We start from the raw sequence: 26,017 nt of genomic DNA, 5'->3' as shown, positions 1-26,017 counted from the left end.
TGTATATCGCTATTTCAATAGCTTTATAGGTTTAACTTAGTGAGTCGCTAGTTTGAGCAGCTTGCTTCTGGTAAACGCTTAATCCACTCGTTGATGAGCGCGACACCTTCAGCGTGTGACAAACTGCGGCCAATTTCAGGCATTCTGTCACCCGGATCATTCGATTCCATTCTAAAGTGCAGAATTGATTCTTCTGGCTTACCCGGCACGATATCAAAACCTAATGCGCCGCCACCATAAGCCACTGGTGACTTACAGGTACCGTGAGACAGACCTGCATCTTCTGCGTAGGAGCGCCAGTACTCAAGCTTCAAACCGGTATTAGAGGCGTTCCCCTCTGGGCGGTGACAATGGGCACAGTTGATATCTAAATATCCCTTGGCAGCGTCCATTAATGCCGCATCAGACATCTGGCTAACTGTTGCTTCATCACCGTCATTGTATGCCGGAACTGTATCTATACTGGTTACATCAGGCACACCTTGTAAAATCCCAGCTGCTTGCCACTTAAGTAGCTGATTCATGCTACCGTCGCTATAGGCGTAATCTTTATTAAGATGGCGCGCTTTAGGGCCAATAGGCACAAACTTCGCAGGGCTGTCGGCATCAGGTTTGTACTGGTGACACTGTTTACACTGGTTCATGCTAGGCACAACATAATCAAAGCTCATGTCGGTGCCATTGTGCATCACACTCTTACCTTGAATCGCACCAGCTTTTGCCAGCACAGCATCAGACTTTTCAGCGTTCCACACATAAGGCAGCGCAGTCCAGCCGGTTTCACGGTGAATAAGCAAGCGAGTTTCAATCAGATCCTCATTCGCTAGGCCACGTTTGCTGGTGTCCATAGGTAGCGCAAACGATTTAACGATGACAGTACCGACAGGAAAGTCCATTGATTCAGTGGCTGAGTAATCAGCTTTAGTTCCCTCAGGTACAAATACATAGCGGTATTTACTCGAGTAATCGGTAAATAACGGTGTATTAAGATCATATGGCATTCCACCAGAGTGAGGCGCGCTGGTTGGATCTTGCATATCTGCAAATAGATTATAGTCAGATAGGTTAGGGCAGTTGGCCTTGAGTAGTGCATCCCATGAAGCGTTTGAGCCTTCAGCGACACAAAGGCTTAAATCACCATCGCCTTCAAGTCCGCCTTCACCTTCACCAATACTGCCACCGCCGCCAACGAGATTACCGCCGTCACAGCCTGCGGTGTCGTCATCAACGCCACAACCAAAGATTTGATCGCCAAAGGTCACTGTATGCACGGGTAAGCTAACTTGTTGACAGTTCATGATGTCAGTTTGGCTGTCTTCAAATAGAAACTCTGGGCTGTTGGTGTCGGTATTGTCATTTGCATATAAGCGGCCAAATGATACGTCGCCGTTATCTGACGCACACACATTGTCACTGCCGTCAGCTGCAAATGGCAGTTCTTGCAGACCTAAGTAAGCCGCGGTGCCGTTATTGGATAGCAGTTCACCTAGGCCGTCATATAAGACGCCGGGAAATTTGCCATGGGTAAACAGATAACCTTTGATAATGTCATCAATAAGGTAACCATTCGGCTTTTGACCGAAACCTTCAATCTTATTGCCGTGCAGATAGATATTGCGCGGCGTTGGGCGCCAACCATCTTCAATTGGCTGACCTGGTTGGCCATAGTTGGCCACAAATGCAGAGATATCTGGCTCGGCGATAAAGAAGCTCGAAATAGTAACGCCCATGGTGTCGTGATTGGTAATTTCATTATTAAAGATCTCAACATCATCGGTTGAGAGAATAATCATACCTGTACCCGGCGGTACAATGTGTACACCAGCTGGGTTTGCTGATGCATTCGCAAAGTTTTTAGTATTGTTATCATATACTTTGTTATTAAAAATACGCACACTTGAGCCGTATCTATGGTTACCAATAGGTAAATCAAACACTAAAATACCACCAGTATTACCCATGGCTTCATTGTCGTAGACGTCGGCATATTTTGAGTTTTCAATCTCAATACCGGCGACGTTTTCTTTGGCGATATTGCGGCGCACAACAATATATTGTGATTGACCGACATAAATACCTGCATCGGCACTACCGCGCACATAAGTGTCTTCAATCAGGATATTTTCACACTCAACAGGGTAAAGGCCGTAGGCGCCGTTACCTTCATCAAGCTCACCCTCCCACACTGTGGCTAAGCGGCGCAGTATAATACCGTTGGTGTTTTTAAGCTTAATACCATTGTTTTTGGCTTCGTTGACCGACAGATCTTGAATAATGATATTGAGGGCATTTTGCACAAAAATACCGTCGCCTGAGTTGGCGTTAGAAAAGTCGAGTACCGTCTCTTCCATGCCGTATCCCATAATAGTGACGTTTTTGGCAAAGCTGCCGTCACCGTCAACATCACCATCAAATAATAAGGTCGACTCTATTTCGAAAGTACCTTTTGGCAGCACTAATACGTCACCACTTTGGGCGTTAATAAGCGCTTCTTGTATTCGAGTAGTGAGGTTTTCGCCATCTTCAATCATGATGGCACCTTCGGGAAAGGTGGGGCCAGGTTCAGGAGTTGGGGTCACGGCTTCAGTGTTTTCATCTACTGGGGCGTCGTCATCATCAGATGAACAAGCGCCTAAGCTTAATGCCACTGCAGTGGCGATGATTGTGGGCATCAGCCATGAAGGTTTCTTGTTGAGCATAGCGTCTCCAAAATTATTGTTATTATGCATTTCTTAGATTGCACTGACGTACAAGATAAACAATGTGAAATGTGGACAACATTTTATTAACAAGCTGATGTGCTTAGGGATAATGCAGTGAATTAAACAGCAGTGATAAGCTTAACTATTGAAATTTTTGTTGAACGGTAGCTAATTCAAACGCTTGTATGTATGTGCGTTCTCAACTAAAAATCCATTATTTTTAGAGGCGGTGAGTCGGTATAAGTTTGATTTGTGCAATTTGCTGTTGAATTGGGATATAAAAAATCCCTACCGTTTCGGGCAGGGATTTTTAAAAAGTAACTAATAAGCGACCGCTTATTAACGACTAATGTGTGTTTTAAATATCGATACCAAAACCGATAATAAACTGGTAATCATCTTGTTTTGGAATAAATCCACTGGCATCAGCTTGTGGGTTATTGATGTGATCCCAAACAAAAGAAAGATCTAGATCAAACATACTAGTCAGTTCAATCTCTAACGTTGCAATAGCATGGTGAGTATAACCACCAGATACTTCGTTACCGTATTGCACACGGTACAAGGTGTTGAAGTCGATATCATTGGTGATTTCAGTGTCGTAAACGGTTTCAACAACAATAGCAGTACTGCCATCATCTTTTTCTTCGCCCGCTTTTACTTCATCGAAACGAGTGTAAGTGTATGCAGGACCGCCACTTATGCTCCATTCTGTTTTTGAGTTATCAATGATGTTATAACCCAAACCCGAACCGACAGTTGCTCGGTATTCAATGTTGGAAAATGGATCTTTATACACTTCAGCAAAAATAGGTCGAACATAGAACTGCTTTGAGATAAACCAGTCAAAGTTTGAGTTAATACGGTGGTTGTTAATACGGCTTTCACCGTCTGTCTTAGAGTAGTTACCGATATAGTCTAAGTTAAAGCGTGACTCGGTAGTTCGACGAGCCGTTTTTGCTAGGGCGCTATAATCGATTTGGTCGGTATTACCACTGCGGAAGTTAACACCTAAGGTGATCTTGCTTGACCAGTAGTTTGCTTCTGACTGATCGCCGGCAATAATCGTCATAATATCGGCGTTATCAAACTCTTCACCGTTAAGGTAAGACTTACCGTTTTCTACCAAAAGGCGGCCGGTTTTAGTGCTTAGATCGGTAAAACCAATGCTGACTAAACGGCTAGTTTGCAATACTTTTACGTCTTCCCAATCGATAAATACCGTATCTAGCTCATCACTATCAAACTCTAACTTATCGTCATAAAGGTTGATAATTTCACCCTTCAATAGTTCAAGCGATGTTAGCTGCAACCAGTCGTATTTAGCGTCAACTGGTGGATACAGCTGTTCAGGTGTCATGGTTTGTGCTTGAGTGACTGCCTGTGGAGTCGTGATCTCTGCTGATACGGCAGAAGTTGAGTAAACGGCCGCAAGGCAGCTCGCAGCAATAAGTGTATAGCGCATTTGGTATTCCATTAAGCATTCCCTGAATAATCTATAACATTAGGTTGATTTTATATTGGGCTTATCAACTCTGAACAAGATATAAATTTGTGTCTCAAGGTTTATCTAGTAAAAAACAGGTGCAATGATTTAGGTCGCAGATTATAAAGCCTGCTCAAACCATGGCAACATAAACTCAGCAATAATTATTTGCGCCTTTTGATTAGGATGAATGCCGTCCCTTTGCATTAGCGAGCTATCGGTAACAATTTGCTCCATAAAAAACGGCATTAGCGTCACTTCATGTTCTTCAGCAAGTTCTTTATATACGGTATTTATTTGTGAGGCGTAACGAGGGCCATAATTTGGAGGCACCATGATCTCGCTAAGAAGGACTTTTACCTCTTGCGCTTTAGCCAGCTCAATTATTTTTGTAAGATTGTTTTTCAATTGCTTAGGTGGAAAACCACGTAAGCCGTCGTTACCACCAAGCTCAATAAGCAAGATTTTAGGCTGTGAGGATTCAAGCAGGGCGGGCAGTCGACGCAATCCGCCCGCAGAGGTTTCGCCGCTAACCGAACCATTAATTATTGTGCTATTTGGCATTTTCTCACGTAGTAGTTGTACCCAGCCTTGGTTTTCTGGCATGCCATAACTTGCACTTAGGCTATCACCTAGGATTAATATAGGGGAAGCACTCAGCCCAAAACTGCTGAAAACCAATAATAAGACCAAACCGCTGAGTCGGTTTTTTATGTTGAAGAAGGATCCTATGTCTGAAAATAGCGCCATAACCGTAAGCCACCTAGTAAAATCAGTTAATACCCAAGAGGGAGAACTGACTATCCTCAACGGCATTAATATGGATGTCAAGCAGGGAGAGAGTGTGGCGATCCTCGGGCCATCCGGTTCGGGGAAATCCACTTTGTTAGGTTTATTAGCAGCTTTAGATTCGCCAAGCAGTGGTTCGATTAAACTTGATGGAGTGGCGTTAGAAAATCTCAATGAAGAATCTAAGGCATCACTCAGAAAACAGAAAGTTAGTTTTATTTTCCAGTCGTTTATGTTGGTCGATACGCTGAATGCTTTAGAAAACGTTATGTTGCCGGCAGAACTGGCTGGTGTAGTAAAGGCCAAAGAAAAAGCAGAGGCCATGCTGGAGCGAGTTGGACTGAGCCACAGATTAAACCATTTTCCTAATCAATTATCCGGTGGTGAACAGCAGCGCGTAGCCATTGCAAGAGCCTTTATTTGTGAGCCTAAAGTGCTGTTTGCCGATGAGCCAACCGGTAACTTAGACTCTGCAAACAGCGACAAGATTGCCGATATGTTGTTTGAGCTCAATCGAGAAAGTGACACTACCTTAGTGCTCGTTACGCATGACATGGAATTAGCGAGTCGCTGCCAACGCCAATTTATTATGGACTCAGGCTGCTTGAGCGAGAAAGTTAACAGCGCTGAACTGCAGCCAGAACAAGCAGAAGAGGCGAGCGCATGGAGCTGAATTTAGCGTGGCGACTATTTAAAAGGGAGTTATCTCAAGGGCAGCTGGTACTCATTATATTGGCAATTACCCTAGCTGTGCTGTCGGTAACTGGGCTTGCAAGTGTGAGCGAGCGTTTACAGCTGGCAATCAATGGCCAAGCCTCTAAGTTTATTGCCGCAGACAGAATTATTGACTCGCCTGATAAGATTGATCCTAAGGTGCTGACACTTGCCGATGATATAGGCTTATCTCGTGTTAGCAGCATGCAGTTTAATTCAATGCTCTATGCCGGTGATGCGTTTCAGCTAGTTACGGTGCGCGCGGTTGAGCAAGGTTACCCGTTAAAAGGCGATATTGAGCTTAGCACTGGTAAAGCTGATGGCTTACCACAAGCCGATAATATTTGGTTTGAGACTCGCTTAGGCGGATTGTTAGGTTATCCACAGCAGATTGAGCTCGGTAATGCCAAGTTCGCTCTATCGAAAGAGATCATTCGTTTACCTGATGCCGGCTTTAACCCATTTGCTTCATCACCAGTTGTGTTAATGCGTATTGAAGATGTGGCGAAAACCCAAGTTATTCAACCTGGCAGCCGTGTAACTTACCGTTATCAGTTTGCCGGCGATGCTGATGCGCTTAAAGAGTTCGAAGCACAGGCAAAACCGCTATTAAACACCAGTCAGCGCTGGGTAGATGTGCAGTCTGGTGACTCACCGATTGCTGAAGCGGTTAAACGCGCTGAGCGCTTTTTATTATTGGCTAGCTTATTAGGTATTGCGCTTGCTTGTGCGGCAATTGGCATTGCGGCGCAACGATATTGTCAGCGTCATTATGATGTGGTTGCCATGTTGAAAACCTTTGGCGCGTCAGCGAAACAGATAAGAATATTATTTGGTACGCACTTATTGCTAGTGACCGCGGTGGGTGTAGCGTTAGGTTTAATTGGTGGCTTTGGCCTTGATAGAGCGATTACTGCATTTTTACCTGCAGAAATCGCCGCTTATACACCACCTATTACGCGCCCCGTAATGCTAGGTTTAGGCACAGGTTTTATTAGCGCGTTTATGTTCTCGGCTTATCCTTTGATGCGTTTGTTAGCGATCCCACCACTTAGGGTGCTGCAGCGCCAGCTTGAAGGTTTGCAATTGGGCATGTGGTTACACCTGGTTTTAAGCTTAAGTGCCATGGCGGTTTTGGGTTATCTTTACTCTCAAAGTTTGGCTCTTACCTTAACTGTGGTTGCTGCGGTGTTATTGTTGGGTGTGTTGCTCAGTGTACTTGGCTTTTTCATGATCCGCCTTGGCCATAGCGTTGGCATGAAAACCACCAATCCATTGCAATTGGCGTTAGCGGGCTTAAGACGTCGCGCCAAACAAAATGCGGTGCAGCTGGTAGGCTTTAGTAGCGCGTTGGTGTTGCTACTGACTATCTTTGCTCTGCGCCAAGACTTACTCAATGAGTGGCAAAAACAGCTGCCTGAAAACTCACCTAATTACTTTTTAGTTAACATTGCCCCGGAAGAAACTCAGCCTATTAGTGATTTTTTAGCGCCAGAGCTTAAGTCTGCGCCGATAATTTATCCGGTAATTAGAGGCCGTTTAACGGCTATTAATGATGAAGTGCTTATTTCAAGAGATCAAAAACAAGATGGTGTTGAGGGGCGAGTCGGTATTTCACGTGAGTTAAATCTGACTTATCGTGACACTATGCCGCCTAATAATGAGCTGTTAGAGGGCCTGTTTAACCAAGATAAGTACGATGTCTCGGTAGAGTCTGGTGTGGCTGAACGATTAGATTTATCCCTTGGCGATACGCTTACTTACACTATCGACAATCAAGAGTTAACTGTGAAGGTTGCCAGTATTCGCGCAGTGCACTGGGAAACATTGCAACCTAATTTCTTTATGATCTTTACCCAAGAAGCATTAGCGCCGTTTGCCTATACTTCGATGTCGAGTTTTCACCTCGATGACTCACAACGTGGGGTGATTTTAGATCTTATCAAGCAATTCCCTACAGTATCGATTATTGATGTTGGTGCTATGGTGAGTCAGCTAAGGCAGATCATTGACCAAGTGTCTTTGTCGTTATCATTAGTCTTGGTGTTGGTGCTACTTGCCAGTGCGTTAGTGATGATCGCTCAAACAGAGGCTGGCATGGCAACCAGACAACGTGAGTTGGCTGTGCTGCGTACCTTTGGCGCTTCAGGTTGGTTACTACGTGCAGCAACAGGTCTTGAGTTCGCTCTGCTCGGTACTATCGCAGGTATTTTAGCGGTAATTGTTGCCGAGTTTACTCTCTACTTACTGAAAACACAGGTATTTGAACTTAATGTTTATATGCATTGGCCATGGTGGGGCATAGCGCCATTATGTGGTGGCTTGGTGGTTGCAACCTTAGGTATATGGCGGTGTAGGCAATTACTTAATAAGTCTTGTGGTGAGTTATTAAAGGGCCACTAGTGACTTAATACAGGCTTAAAGTCGTAAATTACGAGGATATTATGATGGCTTTAAGTTTGAGTAAGCATCTGCATAAGTAAAAGTAAAAAAGGATAACCCATATGGTTATCCTTTTTGTTTCAGCCCTAAACCACCTACTTCAGTAGGAGGTTATCATCAATTAGGCTTGAAGTACGTTCAATGGAATTTCGGAGTTAAGGCGATGTTTAACGGCTTATAAATTCATTTAAAAATAGCTCATAAGCTCAATTGATACGTGAGCTTTGCTAATCGTGCGGTACAAGCTTCTAAATCAGGGACACAAATGTTCCTTACATTTGTTGGCATTTCCACCAATCCATGGCGGTCAGTGATTTAGTAGAGCCTATAGGGATATATTTACGGCGTCTTGTTAACGCAGGGTAGGAAAACTCCCCTTTTAGGGAGGTCGCTTCATAAGGGCTAGCAAAGCCACCTTCCTCAGAAGGTGGACCTTTTACTTATCGCTTAAAAAGTCACATAAATGCTTATTTTGGCATGAGTGTTTGCGATTATGCCTAGGCTAATATTTGTGCTAATGCGTCATCTAACTCTGTGTATTGAAACTCAAAGCCTGCAGCCAATGCATGCTTTGGCGTTACATATTGCCCTTCAATTAAGAGAGTCGACATTTCACCGAGTGCTAGCTTTAAACCAAAGGCGGGAGCAGGGATACAAGCAGGGCGGTTAACAGCCTTACCTAACGCCTTAGTAAAACTTTTATTACTTACTGGATTGGGCGCTGTACCGTTAAACACACCGCTACAGCTGTTGTCCTCGGTGAGATGAACTAACATACGTACCAGATCGGTTTGATGGATCCAACTCATGCCTTGTTGGCCATCGGCGATGGGGCCGCCTAACCCCAATTTAAATGCCGGGAGCATTTTAGCCAGCGCACCACCTTGCCTGCCTAGTACTAAGCCAATTCGCACTATACAAACACGAGTTTGTTCACTTTGTGCCTTTAGCGCTTCATCCTCCCAGCGTTTACAAACTTGATGGGTAAACTCTGCCTGAGTGTGTTGATTAACCTCAAAGCTTTCATCTATGGGTTGTAGCTTTTGATCGCCGTAATAACCAATTGCAGATGCGCTAATAAAGGTATGCGGTGGTGTATCGCTTTGCTTTATCAGTTCTGCCAGCTTTGTTGTAATTGTCCAGCGGCTCTGACAAATCGCTTGTTTTTGGCTATCGCTCCAGCGTTTTCCGGCAATGGGTTCTCCGGCTAGATTGATGATGGCGTCAAAATCATTGAGATCGCTAAGAGAGCTTAATGACCCTAAATACTGGTGTTGGCTACCTAGTTTGCTGGCCGAGCGCTGTGGATCTCGACTAAGTATGGTTAATTGGTGCTGTTTTAGGGCGCTAACTAATTGCGTACCAATAAATCCGCTTGCGCCAGTTAGTAAAATATTCATAGGCTTAATCTCAGATTCTATAGCGTTAATTATATATTTATCAGTACGCTAGATTGGCTGTATTAGATCTCTTGCTTTTGATAACACAGCTCTAATGATACTGAATCGGCAAACCGTAATGCATGGGGCTTATCAATTTCAACCTTGGCAAAATCAACCCAAGTATGCTCGCTAGCAATATCTAACACTTGGCTAGTAAGGTTTTCTAGTAAAGAAAAGCGGTTGTTTTCAACTAAAGCAATGATCTTTTTCGTAATCGTGCGATAATTCAAAGCATCATCCATATTGTCACTGTTTCTGGCTTTATCTGCGCAGTAATGAATTACAGTGTTAATGGTGACATCTTGCTTATTTTGAATTTCGTCCTCTTTAATGCCAATGTAAGTACGTAATCTTAGGTTCTTAATGCGGATCACGGCGATTTCTGGTTTCATAAAAAACGATGTCCCTGTTGTAGTTCATGTTAGAAGCAGTTTGTATAACCCTATCAATATTATAGTGAATCAAGAAGGACTTTATTGTAATGACTCGATTCGAGAATCAAGGCGTGGCGTTTAAAGGTTTTGCCATATCAGCATTTATTGTGGTGATTTTGGCAGGCATTAAAGCGGCAAGCCCGATTGTGGTGCCCTTTGTATTATCAGTATTTATCGCGGTGATCTGTAATCCGATGATCAGTTGGATGACACGTCATCGTGCTCCGCGCGGTTTGGCGGTATTGCTGTTGATGGTGTTTATCGTATTAATGGGCTTGTGGCTGGCCTCTGTTGTGGGCACTTCAATTAATGAATTCTCCAAGCAGCTACCGTTTTATCGTGATCAATTAATCGAGCAGTTTTCTTGGATAGTAGAAAAGCTAGCTGCGTTTAATATTCAGATTTCCAAAGAACAGATTTTGGCCTACTTTGACCCAGGTGTAGCACTGTCGATGACAACTAACATGCTGTCCGGCGTGGGTAGTGTGATGGCTAATCTATTTTTGATTATTTTGACCGTGGTATTCATGTTGTTTGAATCGAACGGTTTTTCAACCAAGATGCACCTTGCACTAGACGATCCAGATATGCGCCTTAAGCAGGTGGACCGTTTCTTAAATTCTGTAAACCAGTACATGGTTATAAAAACATTGGTCAGTTTAGCGACCGGTGCAATTATCGGTATTGGCCTGTATTTTATTGGTGTTGATTACGCGCTGCTTTGGGGCGTGATTGCATTCTTGTTTAATTATATTCCCAATATAGGTTCTATAATCGCTGCTATTCCATCTGTGTTGTTGGCGTTTATTCAATTAGGCCCTGGGGCTGCTGGTGGTGTGGCGTTGCTTTATCTTGGTACTAATACGGTTATGGGTAATGCTGTCGAACCACGATATATGGGTAAAGGTCTTGGTTTATCAACGTTAGTGGTATTTTTATCATTAATTTTTTGGGGCTGGTTGTTAGGCTCTGTCGGTATGTTGTTGTCGGTACCGTTAACCATGATTGTGAAAATCGCGCTGGAATCAAGTTCCGGTGGACGCTGGTTGGCGGTTTTACTTGGTGATGATGTTTCTGAAGAGCAATTACAGGTGGCGAAAGTTAACGCGAGTATACCTGTTGAAACCAAAGCGATTGCAGCCTCTGAAGCTGAAAATAGTAAGCAAGAAAGTATTTAGTTAAAAATAAAAGTGAGCTTGATGCAGTTATTTATTGAAGCAGTAAAACAGGTTGAGTTTCCACACGATGTCACTCGACTGTTTCATGGTCGAGGCGGGCGTTTTGCAGGCTGTGAACATTTGTGTATGGATTGGTTTGCACCTGTAGTGCTATTAACCAGTTTTAAAGTACTAGAAACCTCAGAGCTAGATAGTTTATGCGCAGCCATTGAGCAACGCTGGCTTGAAGTCAAAGGTGATGAGCCATTAAATTTGGTATTCCAGTATCGCCGCGGTGGTGAAACCCATACGGAAATTATCAAAGGTGAAGTACCTGAAAAGCATCTAGTGACTGAGAATGGCGCCTGTTTTCAGGTGCACTTAATGCGTGGTCAAAACCATGGCTTGTTTTTAGACATGGCAAATGGTCGTCAATGGGTACGAGAACACAGCGCTCATAAAAAAGTGCTTAATCTTTTTGCTTATACCTGTGGTTTCTCGGTAGCCGCTTTGCAAGGTAAAGCCGATGAAGTGGTTAACATTGATATGAGCAAAGGTGCTCTATCAATCGGTAAGCAAAATCACATTCTCAATGACTTTAAATCTGGCGCGCGCTTTTTGGGTCATGACATTTTTAAGTCTTGGGGCAAGCTTACCAAGCTAGGGCCATATGAAGTGATTGTTGCAGATCCGCCAAGCAATCAAAAAGGCAGCTTTGTTGCTACCAAAGATTATGCTCGCTTGCTTAAGCGTTTACCTGAGTTGTTAACTGATGATGGCGATATGTTGCTTTGCTTGAATGCGCCAGAACTTAGTATTGATTTTTTGAAGCAGCAGGTAGATGAGTTCAGTCCAGATCTGGTTTTTTGTGAACAGTTAGCAAACCCTGCAGTGTTTGCAGATGTTGACCCGAACAAGGCCCTTAAGGTGCTAAGATACCGTAAACGCGTATAGTGTTTTGTTGCGCTAAATTGATAAGGCCAAACTTTTTGTTTGGCCTTTTTTATGGGCGAGAATAAGTTATTGCGATCATCAGTTTATTAACAGTATTTGGAGCTAGGTGTTTAGAGCTATAGATTTGAATAACGAGCTTACGCACATCGACGTGGAGGATCTATCTTTTTGAGATAAGGTTTGTATATTTATTAGGCGCTAAAACATGGTTTTTAAGTGCTAAATTGAATTAAAAGGTGAAAGTCTTACAGTTTTTAAAACGGTTTAATGGGGTTTTAGTTGGTTTTGTGACTCTTTTTGCGTTTTTTGTGTATTTATTCTGAAAGTTTTCTGTAAGTCGGTGGCTTTGGCTGTTATACTCGTCAGTAAGAACGATGCATAGTTGGCATGTTTTTAAAAAAGGCAAAATGTCACGATATCGATGACATGCCTTTGTACCCTACACCTTAATCAAAGATCCGGAGTCGTTATGGAAATTCAGGAATATGAAGGCGCATATTATCAACTACAAGATGAGATGTTAGAGTCTCTGCCAGTTGAAATGGATGAAGAAGCGTTTTTAGATTAAGGAAAATCGCTAACAGCTCAATGACATTGAGCTTAAAGACAAAATAGCAACCCAAGGGTTGCTATTTTTTGTTTGAAAAACCTATGAATAACTAGGGTAGGGCTGCTAACTTAGGTATTCAGTTGGGAAGATAAACTATCCATTTACTTGACGCTTTTCAGGCACAATCTCGACAATAATCCAATTTCCCTTGTATTTGTTTAGTCTTAAGGTGCGGTCATCTATCCAATGTTGGCCATTTCGTAAACCTTTAATCTTAACTATTACGGTAACGTCATCGGTAAATTTACGAAAGAAGTCGATATCGACTTCATCAACTTCCAATTCCACATCTGTCATTGAAAGGTTAAGCATATTGCGCTGTACTGAGGCTGCAATATAGTAATGGCTTAAAATTTCTTGAAGGGGTTCGTTAACAAATAATTTTGCTTTATCAACGCTTCTTTCATTATAAACGGCCTCTAAGAAGCCTAAAGAGGTTAACTCTGGTGAACGAAGAGATGGCTTAGCCGACATTGATGCATCATCGTCAACTTGCTCTGAGGGGCTGCAAGCTGTGAGTCCTAAGATAATAATGCTAATTAGGATGCGTTTAATCATATTCTAATTGATTAGGAGTTTGTTGCAGTATCGCCATTATCACTAGTTAACGCAACAAAATAAGCCTTAGATCTTATCTAAAGCTTGACCTAGCAAAGGATCTGAGGCATATCTGTATGGATGACTTATAAAGGTTATCCACAGAATCTGTGGATAAGCATGTTGAATACTATTTTTAACATGTTTAAGTTACTAATAATTAAGAGTTAAAAGTGCTGGTTATTTTTTGACTCATCATTGGCTTGTCTAAATTTCCGCCTCTAGTTTCCCCATTAAATAACGTGTGCTTAGCTAAAGCAGCGATCCTAAGATCGATTATCCACTGTTAATTATTTTGTTGGTTATATGGTTCAGAATTACTGATTAAAAGCGATTTGTATTTAACTGAATATTGCAGTGGTAAAGGGAGCTCTAACCTATTTGGTGTATAGGTTGTTTTTTATCAATAAACTCATCTATTATCGGCTGAACTGTATAAATATAAGGAAATTGTTATGTCTAGTCGGGTGTATGTTTTAGCTCAATTCAAACCTAAAGCAGGAAAAGAGCATGAGTTATTTGAAGTGTTAAAAGCGTTAGAGCCGGATTCATATCGAGAAGAGGGCTGTATTCAATACATGCTAACACGCCAGATTGATCATCCGAGTGCGACACGCAATGAGTATCCTATTGTGTTTAACGAGATCTGGCAAAATGCTGAAGCTTGGGCTGCTCACGGTAACCGCCAGCAAATTAAGAACTTTTTTGAAACTCAAGTGCAAGCTGAAACAGGCTTAGTGGAAGATGCAATGGTTACCGCATACAGTGATGAAGGACACCACTACGATAGCCCGGTTTTTAAGTAGTTCTTTCTATAAATAGAATTACGTTTATCAATTGTCTGCTTTCTGAGTAGTTTCTAGGTAATACGTTAGTTAACAATAAGCTGATTTAATCAAAATTTAAATACAAAAAAGCCTGCAAATGCAGGCTTTTTCATTAAGTGGTTAAAACAAACTAGGCAAATTATGCTTGTTCGTTTTGAGCCGCTTGAATCGCTGTTAGGGCGATGGTGTAAACGATATCGTCAACGAGGGCGCCACGTGATAGATCGTTTACTGGCTTACGCATACCTTGCAGCATTGGGCCAATAGAGATCAAGTCAGCACTACGCTGTACCGCTTTGTATGTAGTATTACCCGTGTTTAGATCTGGGAATACGAATACAGTTGCTTGACCAGCAACAGGGCTATTCGGCGCTTTAGAACGTGCTACGTTTGGCATAACAGCTGCGTCGTACTGTAGAGGACCGTCGATCATTAGATCTGGACGCTTCTCTTTAGCGATGCGAGTTGCTTCACGTACTTTATCAACATCAGAACCAGTACCAGAACTACCAGTAGAGTAACTGATCATTGCAACGCGTGGCTCAATACCGAATGCAATTGCAGATTCTGCAGATTGGATTGCGATATCAGCTAACTGCTCTGCATTTGGATCTGGGTTAATCGCACAGTCACCGTAGATGTATACTTGATCAGGCATAAGCATGAAGAAGATAGACGATACTAGGCTAGAGCCTGGTGCAGTTTTGATTAACTGTAGTGGTGGACGAATCGTGTTAGCAGTGGTGTTTACCGCGCCAGATACGATACCGTCAACTTCGCCTTGAGCAAGCATCATAGTACCTAGTACCATGTTGTCTTCTAATTGCTCTTTAGCAACAACTTCAGTTAGACCTTTACCGCGACGTAGTTCAAGCATTGCTTCAACATAACGGCTGCGTGATGCTTCTGGATCAACGATTTCTACGCCTTCACCAAGCACAACGCCTTGCTGGCTAGCAATACGCTCGATCTCTTCACGGTTACCTAAAAGCACACAACGAGCGATACCACGTTCAGCACAAATTGCTGCAGCTTCGATAGTTCTTGGCTCATCACCTTCAGGTAGCACAACTGTCTTACGTGCAGCACGAGCAAGTTCAGTTAGCTTGTAACGGAATGCTGGTGGCGATAGACGGTGTTCACGTGGAGAGTTCTTAGTGATGCTCTCAACCCAGTTTTGGTCGATATGGCTTGCAACGTATTCTTGAACTTGTTCAATACGTACAGCGTCATCTACAGGCACTTCGTGGTCGAAACGCTGGATATTTAGCGCTGTCTGCCAAGTGTTAGTATCGATTAGGAATACTGGTAGACCAGTTTCGAAAGCTTGTTCACAAAGCTCCATGATTTGAGGCTCTGGCTCGTAGCCGCCAGTTAGCAACAATGCGCCAACTTTTACGCCGTTCATAGAAGCTAGACACGCAGATACGATAACGTCTGAGCGGTCGCCTGAAGTCACTAGTAGTGAGTCAGTTTTAATATGGGTAACCATATTTGGAATGCTGCGCGCACAGAATGTTACTTTACGCATACGGCGAGTGTTCATCTCGCCAGCGTTAATAATTTTTGCACTTAAGTGCTTAGCTAGATCTGATGCACGTGGTGCAACTAGGTCTAGGTTGTAAGGTACGCTACCTAAAATACGTAGTGGGCTCTTACCTGGAAGTTGGAACATGCTCGCTGCGTCTGGACGCGGCATTTCGTCATGGTCAAATACTTCTGATAGGTCAGGGCGCGCGCGACCTTCGTCATCAACTGGCGCACCAATTTTGTTGATAATGGCACCAATTAGACGCTTGTTGTCAGAACCACCCCAAGAATTATGAGAGATTTCTAGACGGTTCATCAAGGCTGTTGGACTTTCGTTACCAGGAGTGGCAACAAAAATAATGTCAGCATCAAGTGCTTTAGCGATTGCATGGTTAACATCGCTAGAGAAAGGATGGTTACGAGTTTGTACCAAACCTTCAACGATCAAAGTTTCAGTATCATCAGCACATTCTGTTGCGCGAGCAATGATTTGCTCCATTAATACGTCAGTTTGGTCTGCACGGATGAGCTTTTCTGCATGTTCCATCTCGAATGGCTCAAGCGGATTCACGGTTGGAGACTTGCTCAAAATTGTCGTTGAGCGCTCTGGACCGTTATCGTTTGGACGTTGCTGAGCGATTGGTTTGAAAAAGCGAACTTTAACGCCGTGGCGTTCTAGTGCACGCACCATACCTAGGCTGATCGAAGTTAAACCAACTCCTGTACCAACTGGAATGAGCATAATGTTACGAGACATAATGACCTCTTGAAACTGAAAATGTCATACAAAGTATGACTGAAAACTAACTTGCGCTAATAGCAGCTAATACTATGTATTAGCTGCTGAAAGGGTTTACTTAGTTACTTGATTAGTTCGATTGCGTCTTGCGCAATAACCCACTCTTCGTTAGTTGGGATAACCATAGCAACAGTACCTTCATCAGTCGTGATCTGACCGCCGTTACCGAAACGAGCAGCAGCATTACGCTCTTTATCAACGTTGAAGTTGAAGATAGCTAGAGAGTTAAGTACTTTCTCACGGATTAGGTCAGAGTTTTCACCGATACCACCAGTGAACACTACTGCGTCAAGACGCTCTAGTGGCACAGTGTAAGAAGCGATGTACTTAGCTAGACGGTAGCAGAAGATTTCTAGTGCTAGTGTCGCGCCTTTGTGCCCTTGCTCGAACCCTTCTTCGATGCCGCGGCAATCGTTAGTTAGTTCAGAAATACCTAGTAGACCACTTTGCTTGTTAAGTACTGATTCAACTTCATCTAGTGTGTAACCTAAACGGTTAACTAGGTGGAAGATAACAGAAGGATCAACGTCACCACAACGTGTACCCATTACCAAACCTTCTAGTGGAGTTAGACCCATAGAAGTATCAACACTCTTACCGCCTTTGATAGCAGTAACAGATGCGCCGTTACCTAAGTGAGCACAAATGATGTTTGTGTCAGCTTCGTCTTTACCTAATGCAGCAGCAGCTTCGCGGCTGATGAATAGGTGGCTAGTACCGTGCATACCGTAGCGACGGATAGCGTTTTCGCGGTATAGCTTGTATGGAAGCGCGTAGATGTACGCTTTTTCAGGCATAGTTTGGTGGAACGCAGTGTCAAATACAGCTACTTGTGGAAGTGCTGGGAATGACGCTTGAGCTGCACGAATACCGATTAGGTGAGCAGGGTTGTGAAGTGGTGCTAGCGTTGCACAGTCTTCAATACCTTGAATAACAGTTTCGTCGATAACAACTGAGCGAGTGAACTTCTCACCACCGTGAACAACACGGTGACCAACAGCTTGGATCTCAGCAGCGATTTCTGGGTGTGCACCAAGAATGTCGTTAACAATGTATTCAACAGCTTCTCTGTGAGCAGTGAAAGCGCCTAGGCTAGCTTCACTTTTCTGGCCGTTAACTTTCCATTTGATTCTTGAATCTTCAAGACCAAAACACTCAGCTAGACCTGAAATTTGGTCGTCGCCAGTTAGCGCATCAATAACGGCAAACTTTAGAGATGAACTACCACAGTTAAGCACCAATACCAGTTTGTTTGACATGTTTAAACCTTTTGCAATAAATAGTGGATCCGTTTGATCCACCCAGTAACAAAACTTCTATGGCAACTATAGCCGAAGTCGTAAAGTATGCTCTTTAAAAGAGCAAAATTTGTATCATACCCAGCGCGATGAATTAGGGGCGGCTGAGTGTTTATGCTAAAATTAGGCTGAATTATTATTTATAGGTGCCATCTTTGAGCATTCAAGTTCTTAAAACCTTGGGCGAAGGTCGTCGTTATATGAAGACTTGGCCTATGGTTCGTCAACTCAGCTTTTATTTTCCTGAGTATCGCGTCATGCGAGCCACTAAACTTGCGCTGCCGTTAATGCCCTTGTTGGCCATATTAGCGGCAGCGAGTCAGTTGTACTTGCATGGCTGGAGTTATTTGCCACAGGCAATAACTATCGCGTTGTTCTTTATTAGCTTGCCTATTCAAGGCTTACTTTGGTTAGGATGGCGTTCTCGCCACCCTTTACCGTTATCTTTGCTCGACTGGGGTAATCAGTTATCCGCAAAGTTAATCCAAATGGGGGTTAACTGCCGCCCACTTGGTGCTAAAGCGTGTTACTTCGATATGGCGCTAATTTTAAAAGCGGCATTTGAACGTTTAGATGCCAGCTATTGGGAAGAACTTTAGCGCTTGACGATTAACGCAGTTAGTAAACTGCGTTAATATCCATATCGGTAAAGACTTTCTTAATCTGTTCCATGGTCTCTCTGCTTGGCGGAGAAATGCTGTTTAGCTCGTATTTCTCTCCCATCGCTTCCCACTTATGTTTACCTAACTCGTGGTAGGGCAATAGCTCTACTTTTTCCACGTTTGTCATAGGTTTTATAAACTCTGCAAGTGCAATTGCTGATGGAATATCGTCGGTGTAGCCACCTACGACCACATAGCGGATCCATGTTTTTTGTCCGCGCTTATGCAAATATTCTGCAAATTGTAATGTGCGCTGGTTGCTGACATTAGTGAGATCGATGTGCTTTGCATCATTCATCTGTTTAATATCAAGCATGACTAAATCTGTGTTATCGAGTAGTTCATCAATAACGGGTGTGTGCTTACGAACAAAACCATTAGTATCAAGACAGGTGTGAATACCTTCTTTTTTACAGGCTTTGAAAAGTTCAGCTACGAATTCAGCTTGTAATATCGCTTCTCCGCCGCTTGCGGTAACACCACCGCCACTGGCTTCAAGAAAAGGTCGATAACTAATGATTTGACTCATTAAGTCATCGACTTTCATTTCCTTACCATCGTGTAAGTCCCAAGTGTCGCGGTTATGGCAGTATAGGCAGCGCATTAAGCAGCCTTGCATAAAGGTGATAAACCGAATGCCGGGGCCATCTACTGTTCCAAAAGATTCAATTGAATGAATCCGACCGATTACTGCCATTTCTACTCCTGTTTAGCTGATGCTGGCTTAGCCTAGCATCAGCTGAATCGACACTTAGTTAAACTTACAGACCTTTAGTAAAGGTACGGGTAATAACGTCTTGCTGTTGCTCTGGTGTTAGCGAGTTAAAGCGAACTGCGTAACCAGATACACGGATTGTTAGCTGTGGATACATGTCTGGGTTAACCACTGCATCTTCAAGCATTTCACGATTCATAACGTTAACGTTTAAGTGTTGACCACCTTCACGAGTTTCGTTGTGAGCGAAGTAACCATCCATAAGTGCTGCAAGGTTTGCCTTACGTGCATCATCATCTTTACCTAGTGCGTTAGGTACGATAGAGAATGTGTAAGAGATACCGTCTTGTGCATGCGCAAATGGTAGCTTAGCAACAGATGTTAAAGATGCGATAGCGCCTTTCTCATCACGACCGTGCATTGGGTTAGCACCTGGAGCAAATGGAGCACCAGCACGACGACCGTCAGGTGTGTTACCTGTCTTCTTACCGTATACAACGTTAGAAGTAATAGTAAGAATTGACTGAGTTGGGATCGCGTTACGGTACATCTTCATGTTACGGATCTTAGCCATGAAGCGCTCAACCAATTCAGTTGCGATATCATCAACACGTGGGTCGTTGTTACCGAACTTTGGATAATCGCCTTCGATGTCGAAGTCTACAGCAATGCCGTTTTCATCACGGATTGGCTTAACAGTCGCGTACTTAATCGCAGCTAGTGAGTCAGCAGTGATAGAAAGACCAGCGATACCACACGCCATAGTACGACGAACGTCTCTGTCATGAAGTGCCATTAGAGCAGATTCATAAGAGTACTTGTCGTGCATGAAGTGGATAGCGTTTAGTGCAGACACATATTGTGTAGCTAACCAATCCATCATAGTGTCTAAACGACCCATAACGTCTTCGTAGTTCAATACTTCGTCTGTAATTGGTGCAGACTTAGGACCGATTTGAGCGTTAAGTTTTTCGTCAACACCACCGTTGATAGCGTAAAGCATAGTCTTGGCAAGGTTTGCACGCGCGCCGAAGAACTGCATGTGCTTACCAACTACCATTGGGCTTACACAACAAGCGATAGCGTAATCGTCAGATTCGAAATCTGGACGCATTAGGTCATCGTTTTCGTACTGGATTGAGCTAGTATCGATAGATACTTTAGCCGCGTACTTCTTGAAGTTTAGCGGTAGTTGCTCAGACCATAGAACCGTGATGTTCGGCTCTGGGCTAGGACCCATGTTGTATAGAGTATGTAAGAAACGGAAGCTAGACTTAGTTACTAGTGTACGACCGTCAAGACCCATACCAGCGATAGACTCAGTAGCCCAGATTGGGTCACCAGAGAATAACTCATCGTATTCTGGAGTACGTAGGAAACGAACCATACGTAGCTTCATTACGAAGTGGTCAACCATTTCTTGAGCTTGTTGTTCAGTGATCACGCCATTCTTGATGTCGCGTTCAATGAAGATGTCTAGGAAGCTTGAAGTACGACCTAAAGACATAGCCGCGCCATTTTGGCTCTTAACTGCAGCTAGGTAGCCGAAGTAAGTCCACTGGATAGCTTCTTGAGCAGTAGTCGCAGGTAGAGAGATGTCGAAGCCGTAGCTTGCTGCCATCTTCTTCATTTGACCTAATGCTTTGTGCTGCTCTGCAATTTCTTCACGAAGTTGCATAGTGTAAGACAAGTCTACACCTGTTTCGAAATCAGCTTGTAGAGAGCTAAATTGTGCGAACTTGTCCGCCATTAGGAAGTCGATACCGTATAGCGCGATACGACGGTAGTCACCAATGATACGACCACGGCCGTATGCATCTGGTAAACCAGTCAATACGCCAGACTTACGACAACGCATGATTTCTGGCGTGTAGATGTCAAACACACCTTGGTTGTGTGTTTTACGTAGTTCTGAGTATACGTATTTAACGTCAGCGTCTAGTTCACGGCCGTATGCAGCGCAAGAACCTTCAACCATACGAATACCACCGTTTGGCAACATAGCGCGCTTAAGCGGAGCTTCTGTTTGTAGACCAACGATAGTTTCTAGATCTTTAGTGATGTAACCGGCTTCGTGAGAAGTGATAGTTGATACGCGCTTGGTATCGAAATCTACTGGAGCGTGAGTACGGTTTTCTTCCTTAATGCCAACCATAACTTTGTCCCAAAGTTCGGTTGTAGCGTCAGTTGCGCCCGCAAGGAAAGACTCATCGCCTTCATAAGGAGTGTAGTTAGCTTGAATAAAGTCACGCACATTGACTTCAGTTTTCCAATCGCCAGCGGTGAAACCTTCCCACGCGGCTGCAAACTGTTCAGTTTTTTCGGTCATCGTACTATTACCTTCTGTTTGAGATAAGGTTATTGGGTATCGATATTGGCTCTAAAACGAGGCGTGCGATACACCAATAGTAAAGTCTTAAACGTGTAGTTGGCCTTGAGCCTTTATTACACGCTTCGAAGTGATTTCACTTCGCTGTAATCTGTTCAGTTCAATTGTCTTGTCATCTTCAGCACTCATCTCTGGCTAAAGAATTTAAATTGGTAAGACCAATTAACCAATATTATATTAGCATAAGCGAGGATGCGCTGCATCCAAATCAATCTCGAAATGCTCTGTAAATGCAAAAACTGTTACCAAGGTAGCATTTTTTAAGCGATTGACTAATAAAGACACTGTCTCAAATTGTCACCACCAAAAGCATAGGCTGATTCTTAAGCGAATGCTGAAATAAATTGTTGCTGAACAACTTGCACCGTTAATGGCTTTTTAAGGCCGGGTAGGGTGTTTTACCTTGTATACACTTTAGCCCACGATTAAGTGCAAACAGTAGATGATTACGCTGCATATGGGTAGTCAATACTATGAATAGAATGTGAATTATCGATGAAAAAATAACGACTAAAAATGAATGCGTTGCAGACTCATCAGCAAGGTTAATTACTTAGTAAGGCTAGGTTGATTCACGCAAGTGTTAAAGACTGGTTTTTTATTTCTTTGGTTTGAGTTCATCAAGCTGTATGACTAGCGAATGAGCACTAAAGTTCAAGCTGATGTTGAACGTTGCCATAGGCTCAGTCTAACTGATTATTTAACGGGTTAATTGCCCCGTCACTTGCAAATATTCTCTGTGTAAATGTTAGTCTTTGAGCACCGGCCATAACGCTGTATTTATGGTCATTACTGATAACCCTCAGCAATTGTCGATTTTGTTATGGCTTGTGCTTTCACTAGAGCGTTGCAGGCTGTTGGTTTATCTTTTAATTAACTGGGGATTTTATTGTGTTGATATAGCCGTTTTTAGCATCCGTTTAAATTTCAGTGATAGACCGTTTTTTACCGCTTCCTTTGCTGTTTTTAGCATAAAAATAGTGATTTTTTCATCCCTGTTTTAGGGTGAGTAAACGTTACTCTCTTGAACAAATTGAGCCATTTTTTAGCTAATAAAGTTGAGTTTTATCGTCATGTACCCAGCTTTAAAGTGATAGTTTCGCCACGTTTATCATTATATTTTCGCAACAGATAACGAGTTCTTCCGTCCTGATCTTAGCGGCAAGTTTATACTGGATAGGTCAGCAGGTGGTTAGCTAAATATTCAATTGCTTAAACAGTATATGATGCCAATGTTGAGCAATTTTTGGTTTGTGGCCATTATTGTCTAAACTTAATTAGAGACTAAAAGAGGCGGGTGTCGGCACTAGAGCTGATGTGGTACTGAAGCACATATTTATAGATAACTAGATCTAGGTTAAACAATTATCACATTTCACTATATTAGTAAGGCGTTTTTAATGCCTTTATTATGGGGCTGTGGTATCTTTAGCTAGTTATTTTAAAATTGGTCTGACCAATTTACCTCTTGAGTTGCTTAATCAACTGCAGGAGATTGTCTTAGCTAGCATTTTTCTAGCTTTTATTATTGATAGTGATTGTTGATTTCTGGTGGTGTGGAGAAAGTTTATGCAATTAATGTGCAGTTTTGACGTATGTATTAAGGCTGGGTTAACAAAATGAAAATGACTAACCAACCAAGTCAAAATGCAAATATGCCAGCGCAAACTAAAGTAAGCCTTACGCAGGTTGCTGAAGGTTATGGACTAGATAAAGTGGCAAAGTCGAGCAGACAGTCATTTGGTCTAGCAATATTTGCTGGTGCATTTATCGCCCTTGCATTTGTTTTTTACATCACAGTGACTACAGGCAGTCAAGGCTCGTGGGGAATGACGCGTTTTGTTGGCGGTCTTGCCTTTAGTTTAGGCTTAGTTCTTGTGGTTGTATGTGGTGGCGAGCTATTTACTAGTACTGTATTAAGTACAGTTGCCTGGGCGCAGAAAAAGGTCACTAACAGTGATTTAATCAAGACCTGGGGCAGAGTTTATGCTGGCAACTTTATTGGCGCTATGCTGATGGTTTTGCTTATTTCATTAGCTGGCATGTATCAATTAGATGGCGGACGTTGGGGCTTAAGTGCGTTAAATATTGCGCAGCACAAGCTCCACCATAGCTGGACCCAAGCGTTTGTATTGGGCATTTTATGTAACATTATGGTGTGTTTAGGTGTGTGGATGACATTCGCCACTAAAGACGTACTTACCAAAGTGGTGTTGGTCATGTTACCTGTGGCTATGTTTGTTAGCAGTGGTTTTGAACACAGCATTGCAAATATGTTTATGGTGCCACTAGGTATTAGCATTTATCAATTTGCCGATCCAGCATGGTTTGAAGCGCTAAATGTTAGTCGTGACAAATTTGCTGATTTAACCGTGATGAATTTTGTATTTAATAATTTAATTCCTGTCACCTTAGGTAACATTGTTGGCGGTGGTGTGTTTGTTGGTTTGGGTTATTGGTTAGTTGATAACGCAGGGCAAAAGCAAGCATCTGCACAGCCTGCTGAACAATCGGTAGACGCTAGCACTAAAGCCGATAACTAAGTTAGCTACTCGGTTTTGACTGAGTTAGCATCATAGGTAACGCAAAAGCAGCTCTTTTAAAGGGCTGCTTTTTGTTTTAATAGCTTTATGGAACAACTGCGTTTTATCGCTGTGTCGACAAGTTTGTGGCGTTTGCGAACATGTATGCGTCATGTTTTTAGATCAAGGATTTGACTGTTGCTAGCAACACAGATCAAGATTGATTAAAATTCGCGGGTTCATTCCTGCACTATCATCAGTTACGGCCTTTCATTTATGAGCTTGCTAACCAAAACCTCATTAACTCTCACGTTGAGCTATTTTTTCCTTTGGTGCTTTGGTCCTATAGTGTTAACAGACTATGGCGATTGGTTAGGCTTACCCTTGTGGTTTTGGTTTTCATGCATTGGCGCGCCAATATTTGTGATAGTAAGTCTTAGCTTTTCACTTACTCGGGTAGCGGAAGCGGTAGGCAAAGATAATGACTAGTTTGCTGCCAGTATTAGTTTACTTAGCACTAAGTTTGCTGATCACCCGCGTATGGAGCGCACGGCAAGCAAAGCGATCTCAGCAATTTTGTGATGATAAAGCAAAGCGCTTTTTTATTGGTGGGGCGTTTTTAGGCGGACCATTGTTAGCATTAACCTTGGTCGCGACTTATACCAGTGCTGGTTCGTTTATTGGTGGTCCAGGAGCTGCATATAAATTTGGCTTAGGCTGGGTATGGTTAGCGGTTATTCAGGTGCCGGTAGTGATGTTAACGCTAGGCGTATTAGGGCCTAAGTTTTTGGCGCAAAAGAAGCGCTACAGCACGATTATTGAATGGCTAGATCAGCGCTATAGCAACCATTGGCTAAGCATAATAGCCATGCTGAGCTTAGTTGTTGGTTTTATTGCGATGATCGCGGTGCAGTTTATCGGCGGAGCTAGGCTGCTTTCCGGTGTGACCGGCATTAGTTATGAGCTTGGTTTAACGATATTTGTACTAACAGTATTAGCTTACACCTTAACCGGAGGCTTTAGGGCGGTAGTACTTACTGATGCGCTGCAAGGCATTGTAATGCTATTGGGGTTATTCATCTTATTGGTGGTGATATTAAACCAGCCTCAATTAGGGGCTTTGCTAGCACAAACAACTTTAGAGTCTCCAGAACTTATCAGTCCACATGGCGTTGGTAACGCCTTAGGCTGGCCTATGATGTTGTCGTTTTGGGTGTTGATCTGTTTTGGCACTATGGGGCTGCCCCATACTATAGTTCGGCTTTTGGCAGTAAAAGATACTAAGTCGCTTAAACGGGGGATGATTTGGGGAACGATTATCTGTTTTCTGATGACGTTGATTCCTCATTTATGTGGCTTTCTAGGTCGGGTATTATTTCCTGAACTCGCTATCCCAGATGAAATCATGCCAACCCTTATTGCGCAGTTGATGACTCCGTTTTGGGCGGGGATCCTACTGGCCGCACCTATCGCTGCGGTTATGTCTTCAGTTGACTCAATGTTATTACAATCAGCGGTGAGTATTGTCCGCGACGGCATGGTTAGAGCTTATCCAAGTATGTCTGCCACATGGCAAGTTCGATTAACACAAGTGGTGATGGTGGTGATCACCGCATTAGCGTGTTTTTGGGCAATTAATCCACCGGATATGATTGTTTGGATTAACCTAGCTGCTTTTGGTGCCTTACAAGCAGTATTTTTGTGGCCCATTATTGCCGGATTATTTTGGCCAAGCGTGAGTGGCAGAAGTGCACTTTTTGCTATGTGCAGCGGTATGGTGAGCTATTTAAGTCTACAATTACAAATTCCGTTGCAAGCAGGTATTCACCCAATTGTGCCTGCATTGCTAATTTCATTGATGATGTTAATTATCAGTCATTGTGGCGAACGCCTTTGTATAAGCCGAACGCTAAAAGCTAAGTAGATTAGTAAGCTGTGTTTTAGTTGC

Annotated in this window: 19 protein-coding genes; 9 read left to right on the top strand and 10 right to left on the bottom strand. The window is 43.0% G+C overall.

Annotation, left to right across the window (positions count from 1 at the left end; translation table 11 throughout):
* Nucleotides 1-47: 47 nt before the first annotated feature.
* The 3 genes from L2740_RS19425 to L2740_RS19415 form a co-directional block, all read right to left on the bottom strand.
* Nucleotides 48-2,699, bottom strand: a complete 2,652-nt coding sequence (locus L2740_RS19425; protein ID WP_248951698.1) for a parallel beta-helix domain-containing protein — start codon at nt 2,697-2,699, stop codon at nt 48-50.
* 361 nt (nt 2,700-3,060) lie between these two features.
* Nucleotides 3,061-4,179 carry a DUF481 domain-containing protein gene (locus L2740_RS19420; protein ID WP_248951697.1) on the bottom strand — a complete coding sequence of 373 codons (1,119 nt, stop codon included), beginning with the start codon at nt 4,177-4,179 and terminating at the stop codon, nt 3,061-3,063.
* 129 nt (nt 4,180-4,308) lie between these two features.
* Nucleotides 4,309-4,938, bottom strand: a complete 630-nt coding sequence (locus tag L2740_RS19415) for an arylesterase (RefSeq protein WP_275974405.1) — start codon at nt 4,936-4,938, stop codon at nt 4,309-4,311.
* On the opposite strand from L2740_RS19415, the gene L2740_RS19410 reads away from it, so the two are divergent.
* Together L2740_RS19410 and L2740_RS19405 are read left to right on the top strand one after the other, a co-directional pair.
* Nucleotides 4,919-5,650, top strand: a complete 732-nt coding sequence (locus L2740_RS19410; protein ID WP_248951696.1) for an ABC transporter ATP-binding protein — start codon at nt 4,919-4,921, stop codon at nt 5,648-5,650. The two genes, L2740_RS19415 and L2740_RS19410, sit on opposite strands and share 20 nt — an antisense overlap.
* Nucleotides 5,641-8,094, top strand: a complete 2,454-nt coding sequence (locus tag L2740_RS19405) for an ABC transporter permease (protein WP_248951695.1) — start codon at nt 5,641-5,643, stop codon at nt 8,092-8,094. The genes L2740_RS19410 and L2740_RS19405 overlap by 10 nt, the downstream gene beginning before the upstream one ends.
* Before the next feature lie 536 nt (nt 8,095-8,630).
* Here L2740_RS19405 and L2740_RS19400 read toward each other — a convergent pair.
* Complete coding sequence (locus tag L2740_RS19400; protein ID WP_248951694.1) at nt 8,631-9,533, bottom strand: TIGR01777 family oxidoreductase; 903 nt, start codon at nt 9,531-9,533, stop codon at nt 8,631-8,633.
* A 62-nt stretch (nt 9,534-9,595) separates the two neighbouring features.
* Nucleotides 9,596-9,967, bottom strand: coding sequence for a dihydroneopterin triphosphate 2'-epimerase (gene folX, locus L2740_RS19395; RefSeq protein ID WP_248469237.1), 372 nt, complete (start codon nt 9,965-9,967; stop codon nt 9,596-9,598).
* Between the two features lie 89 nt (nt 9,968-10,056).
* Between folX and L2740_RS19390 the strand changes: the two genes are divergently transcribed.
* Together L2740_RS19390 and L2740_RS19385 are read left to right on the top strand one after the other, a co-directional pair.
* Nucleotides 10,057-11,187 (top strand): AI-2E family transporter, encoded by a 1,131-nt coding sequence (locus tag L2740_RS19390; protein WP_248951693.1) that lies wholly within the window; start codon nt 10,057-10,059, stop codon nt 11,185-11,187.
* A gap of 21 nt (nt 11,188-11,208) precedes the next feature.
* Complete coding sequence (locus L2740_RS19385; protein WP_248951692.1) at nt 11,209-12,120, top strand: class I SAM-dependent methyltransferase; 912 nt, start codon at nt 11,209-11,211, stop codon at nt 12,118-12,120.
* A gap of 703 nt (nt 12,121-12,823) precedes the next feature.
* On the opposite strand, the gene L2740_RS19380 is transcribed toward L2740_RS19385, so the two are convergent.
* Entirely contained in the window at nt 12,824-13,204 is a 381-nt protein-coding gene (locus tag L2740_RS19380; RefSeq protein ID WP_248951705.1) for a hypothetical protein, read from the bottom strand.
* Between the two features lie 578 nt (nt 13,205-13,782).
* On the opposite strand from L2740_RS19380, the gene L2740_RS19375 reads away from it, so the two are divergent.
* Complete coding sequence (locus tag L2740_RS19375) at nt 13,783-14,133, top strand: putative quinol monooxygenase (protein ID WP_248951691.1); 351 nt, start codon at nt 13,783-13,785, stop codon at nt 14,131-14,133.
* A gap of 160 nt (nt 14,134-14,293) precedes the next feature.
* Here the strand turns inward: L2740_RS19375 and pta are convergent, their stop codons facing one another.
* The gene (pta, locus tag L2740_RS19370) at nt 14,294-16,441 is read right to left on the bottom strand and encodes a phosphate acetyltransferase (RefSeq protein WP_248951690.1); all 2,148 of its coding nucleotides are present in this window, start codon (nt 16,439-16,441) and stop codon (nt 14,294-14,296) included.
* A 104-nt stretch (nt 16,442-16,545) separates the two neighbouring features.
* A complete protein-coding gene (gene ackA, locus L2740_RS19365) occupies nt 16,546-17,742 on the bottom strand; it encodes an acetate kinase (RefSeq protein WP_248951689.1) in 1,197 nt (398 codons plus the stop codon).
* A 194-nt stretch (nt 17,743-17,936) separates the two neighbouring features.
* On the opposite strand from ackA, the gene yfbV reads away from it, so the two are divergent.
* Entirely contained in the window at nt 17,937-18,380 is a 444-nt protein-coding gene (yfbV, locus tag L2740_RS19360) for a terminus macrodomain insulation protein YfbV (protein WP_248469230.1), read from the top strand.
* 19 nt (nt 18,381-18,399) lie between these two features.
* Here yfbV and pflA read toward each other — a convergent pair whose 3' ends face one another.
* Both pflA and pflB read right to left on the bottom strand, forming a co-directional pair.
* On the bottom strand, nt 18,400-19,140 hold the full coding sequence (pflA, locus tag L2740_RS19355; protein ID WP_248951688.1) for a pyruvate formate lyase 1-activating protein: 741 nt from the start codon (nt 19,138-19,140) through the stop codon (nt 18,400-18,402).
* Between the two features lie 64 nt (nt 19,141-19,204).
* Entirely contained in the window at nt 19,205-21,487 is a 2,283-nt protein-coding gene (gene pflB / locus L2740_RS19350) for a formate C-acetyltransferase (protein ID WP_248951687.1), read from the bottom strand.
* Nucleotides 21,488-23,166: 1,679 nt separating this feature from the next.
* Here pflB and focA point away from each other — a divergent pair.
* The 3 genes from focA (at nt 23,167) to panF (ending at nt 25,993) form a co-directional block, all read left to right on the top strand.
* Nucleotides 23,167-24,090 carry a formate transporter FocA gene (gene focA, locus L2740_RS19345; RefSeq protein ID WP_248951686.1) on the top strand — a complete coding sequence of 308 codons (924 nt, stop codon included), beginning with the start codon at nt 23,167-23,169 and terminating at the stop codon, nt 24,088-24,090.
* 255 nt (nt 24,091-24,345) lie between these two features.
* Nucleotides 24,346-24,558: a DUF997 family protein gene (locus tag L2740_RS19340; protein ID WP_248951685.1), complete on the top strand. Its 213-nt coding sequence runs from the start codon at nt 24,346-24,348 to the stop codon at nt 24,556-24,558.
* Nucleotides 24,551-25,993, top strand: coding sequence for a sodium/pantothenate symporter (gene panF, locus L2740_RS19335; protein WP_248951684.1), 1,443 nt, complete (start codon nt 24,551-24,553; stop codon nt 25,991-25,993). Before L2740_RS19340 ends, panF begins: the two co-directional genes overlap by 8 nt.
* The last annotated feature ends 24 nt before the right edge of the window (nt 25,994-26,017 follow it).

Source organism: Shewanella pneumatophori (assembly GCF_023283895.1).
Taxonomy (GTDB): Bacteria; Pseudomonadota; Gammaproteobacteria; order Enterobacterales; family Shewanellaceae; genus Shewanella; species Shewanella pneumatophori.
The sequence above is the reverse complement of the archived record's forward strand: the minus strand, read 5'-3'. Positions and strand labels throughout refer to the sequence as shown.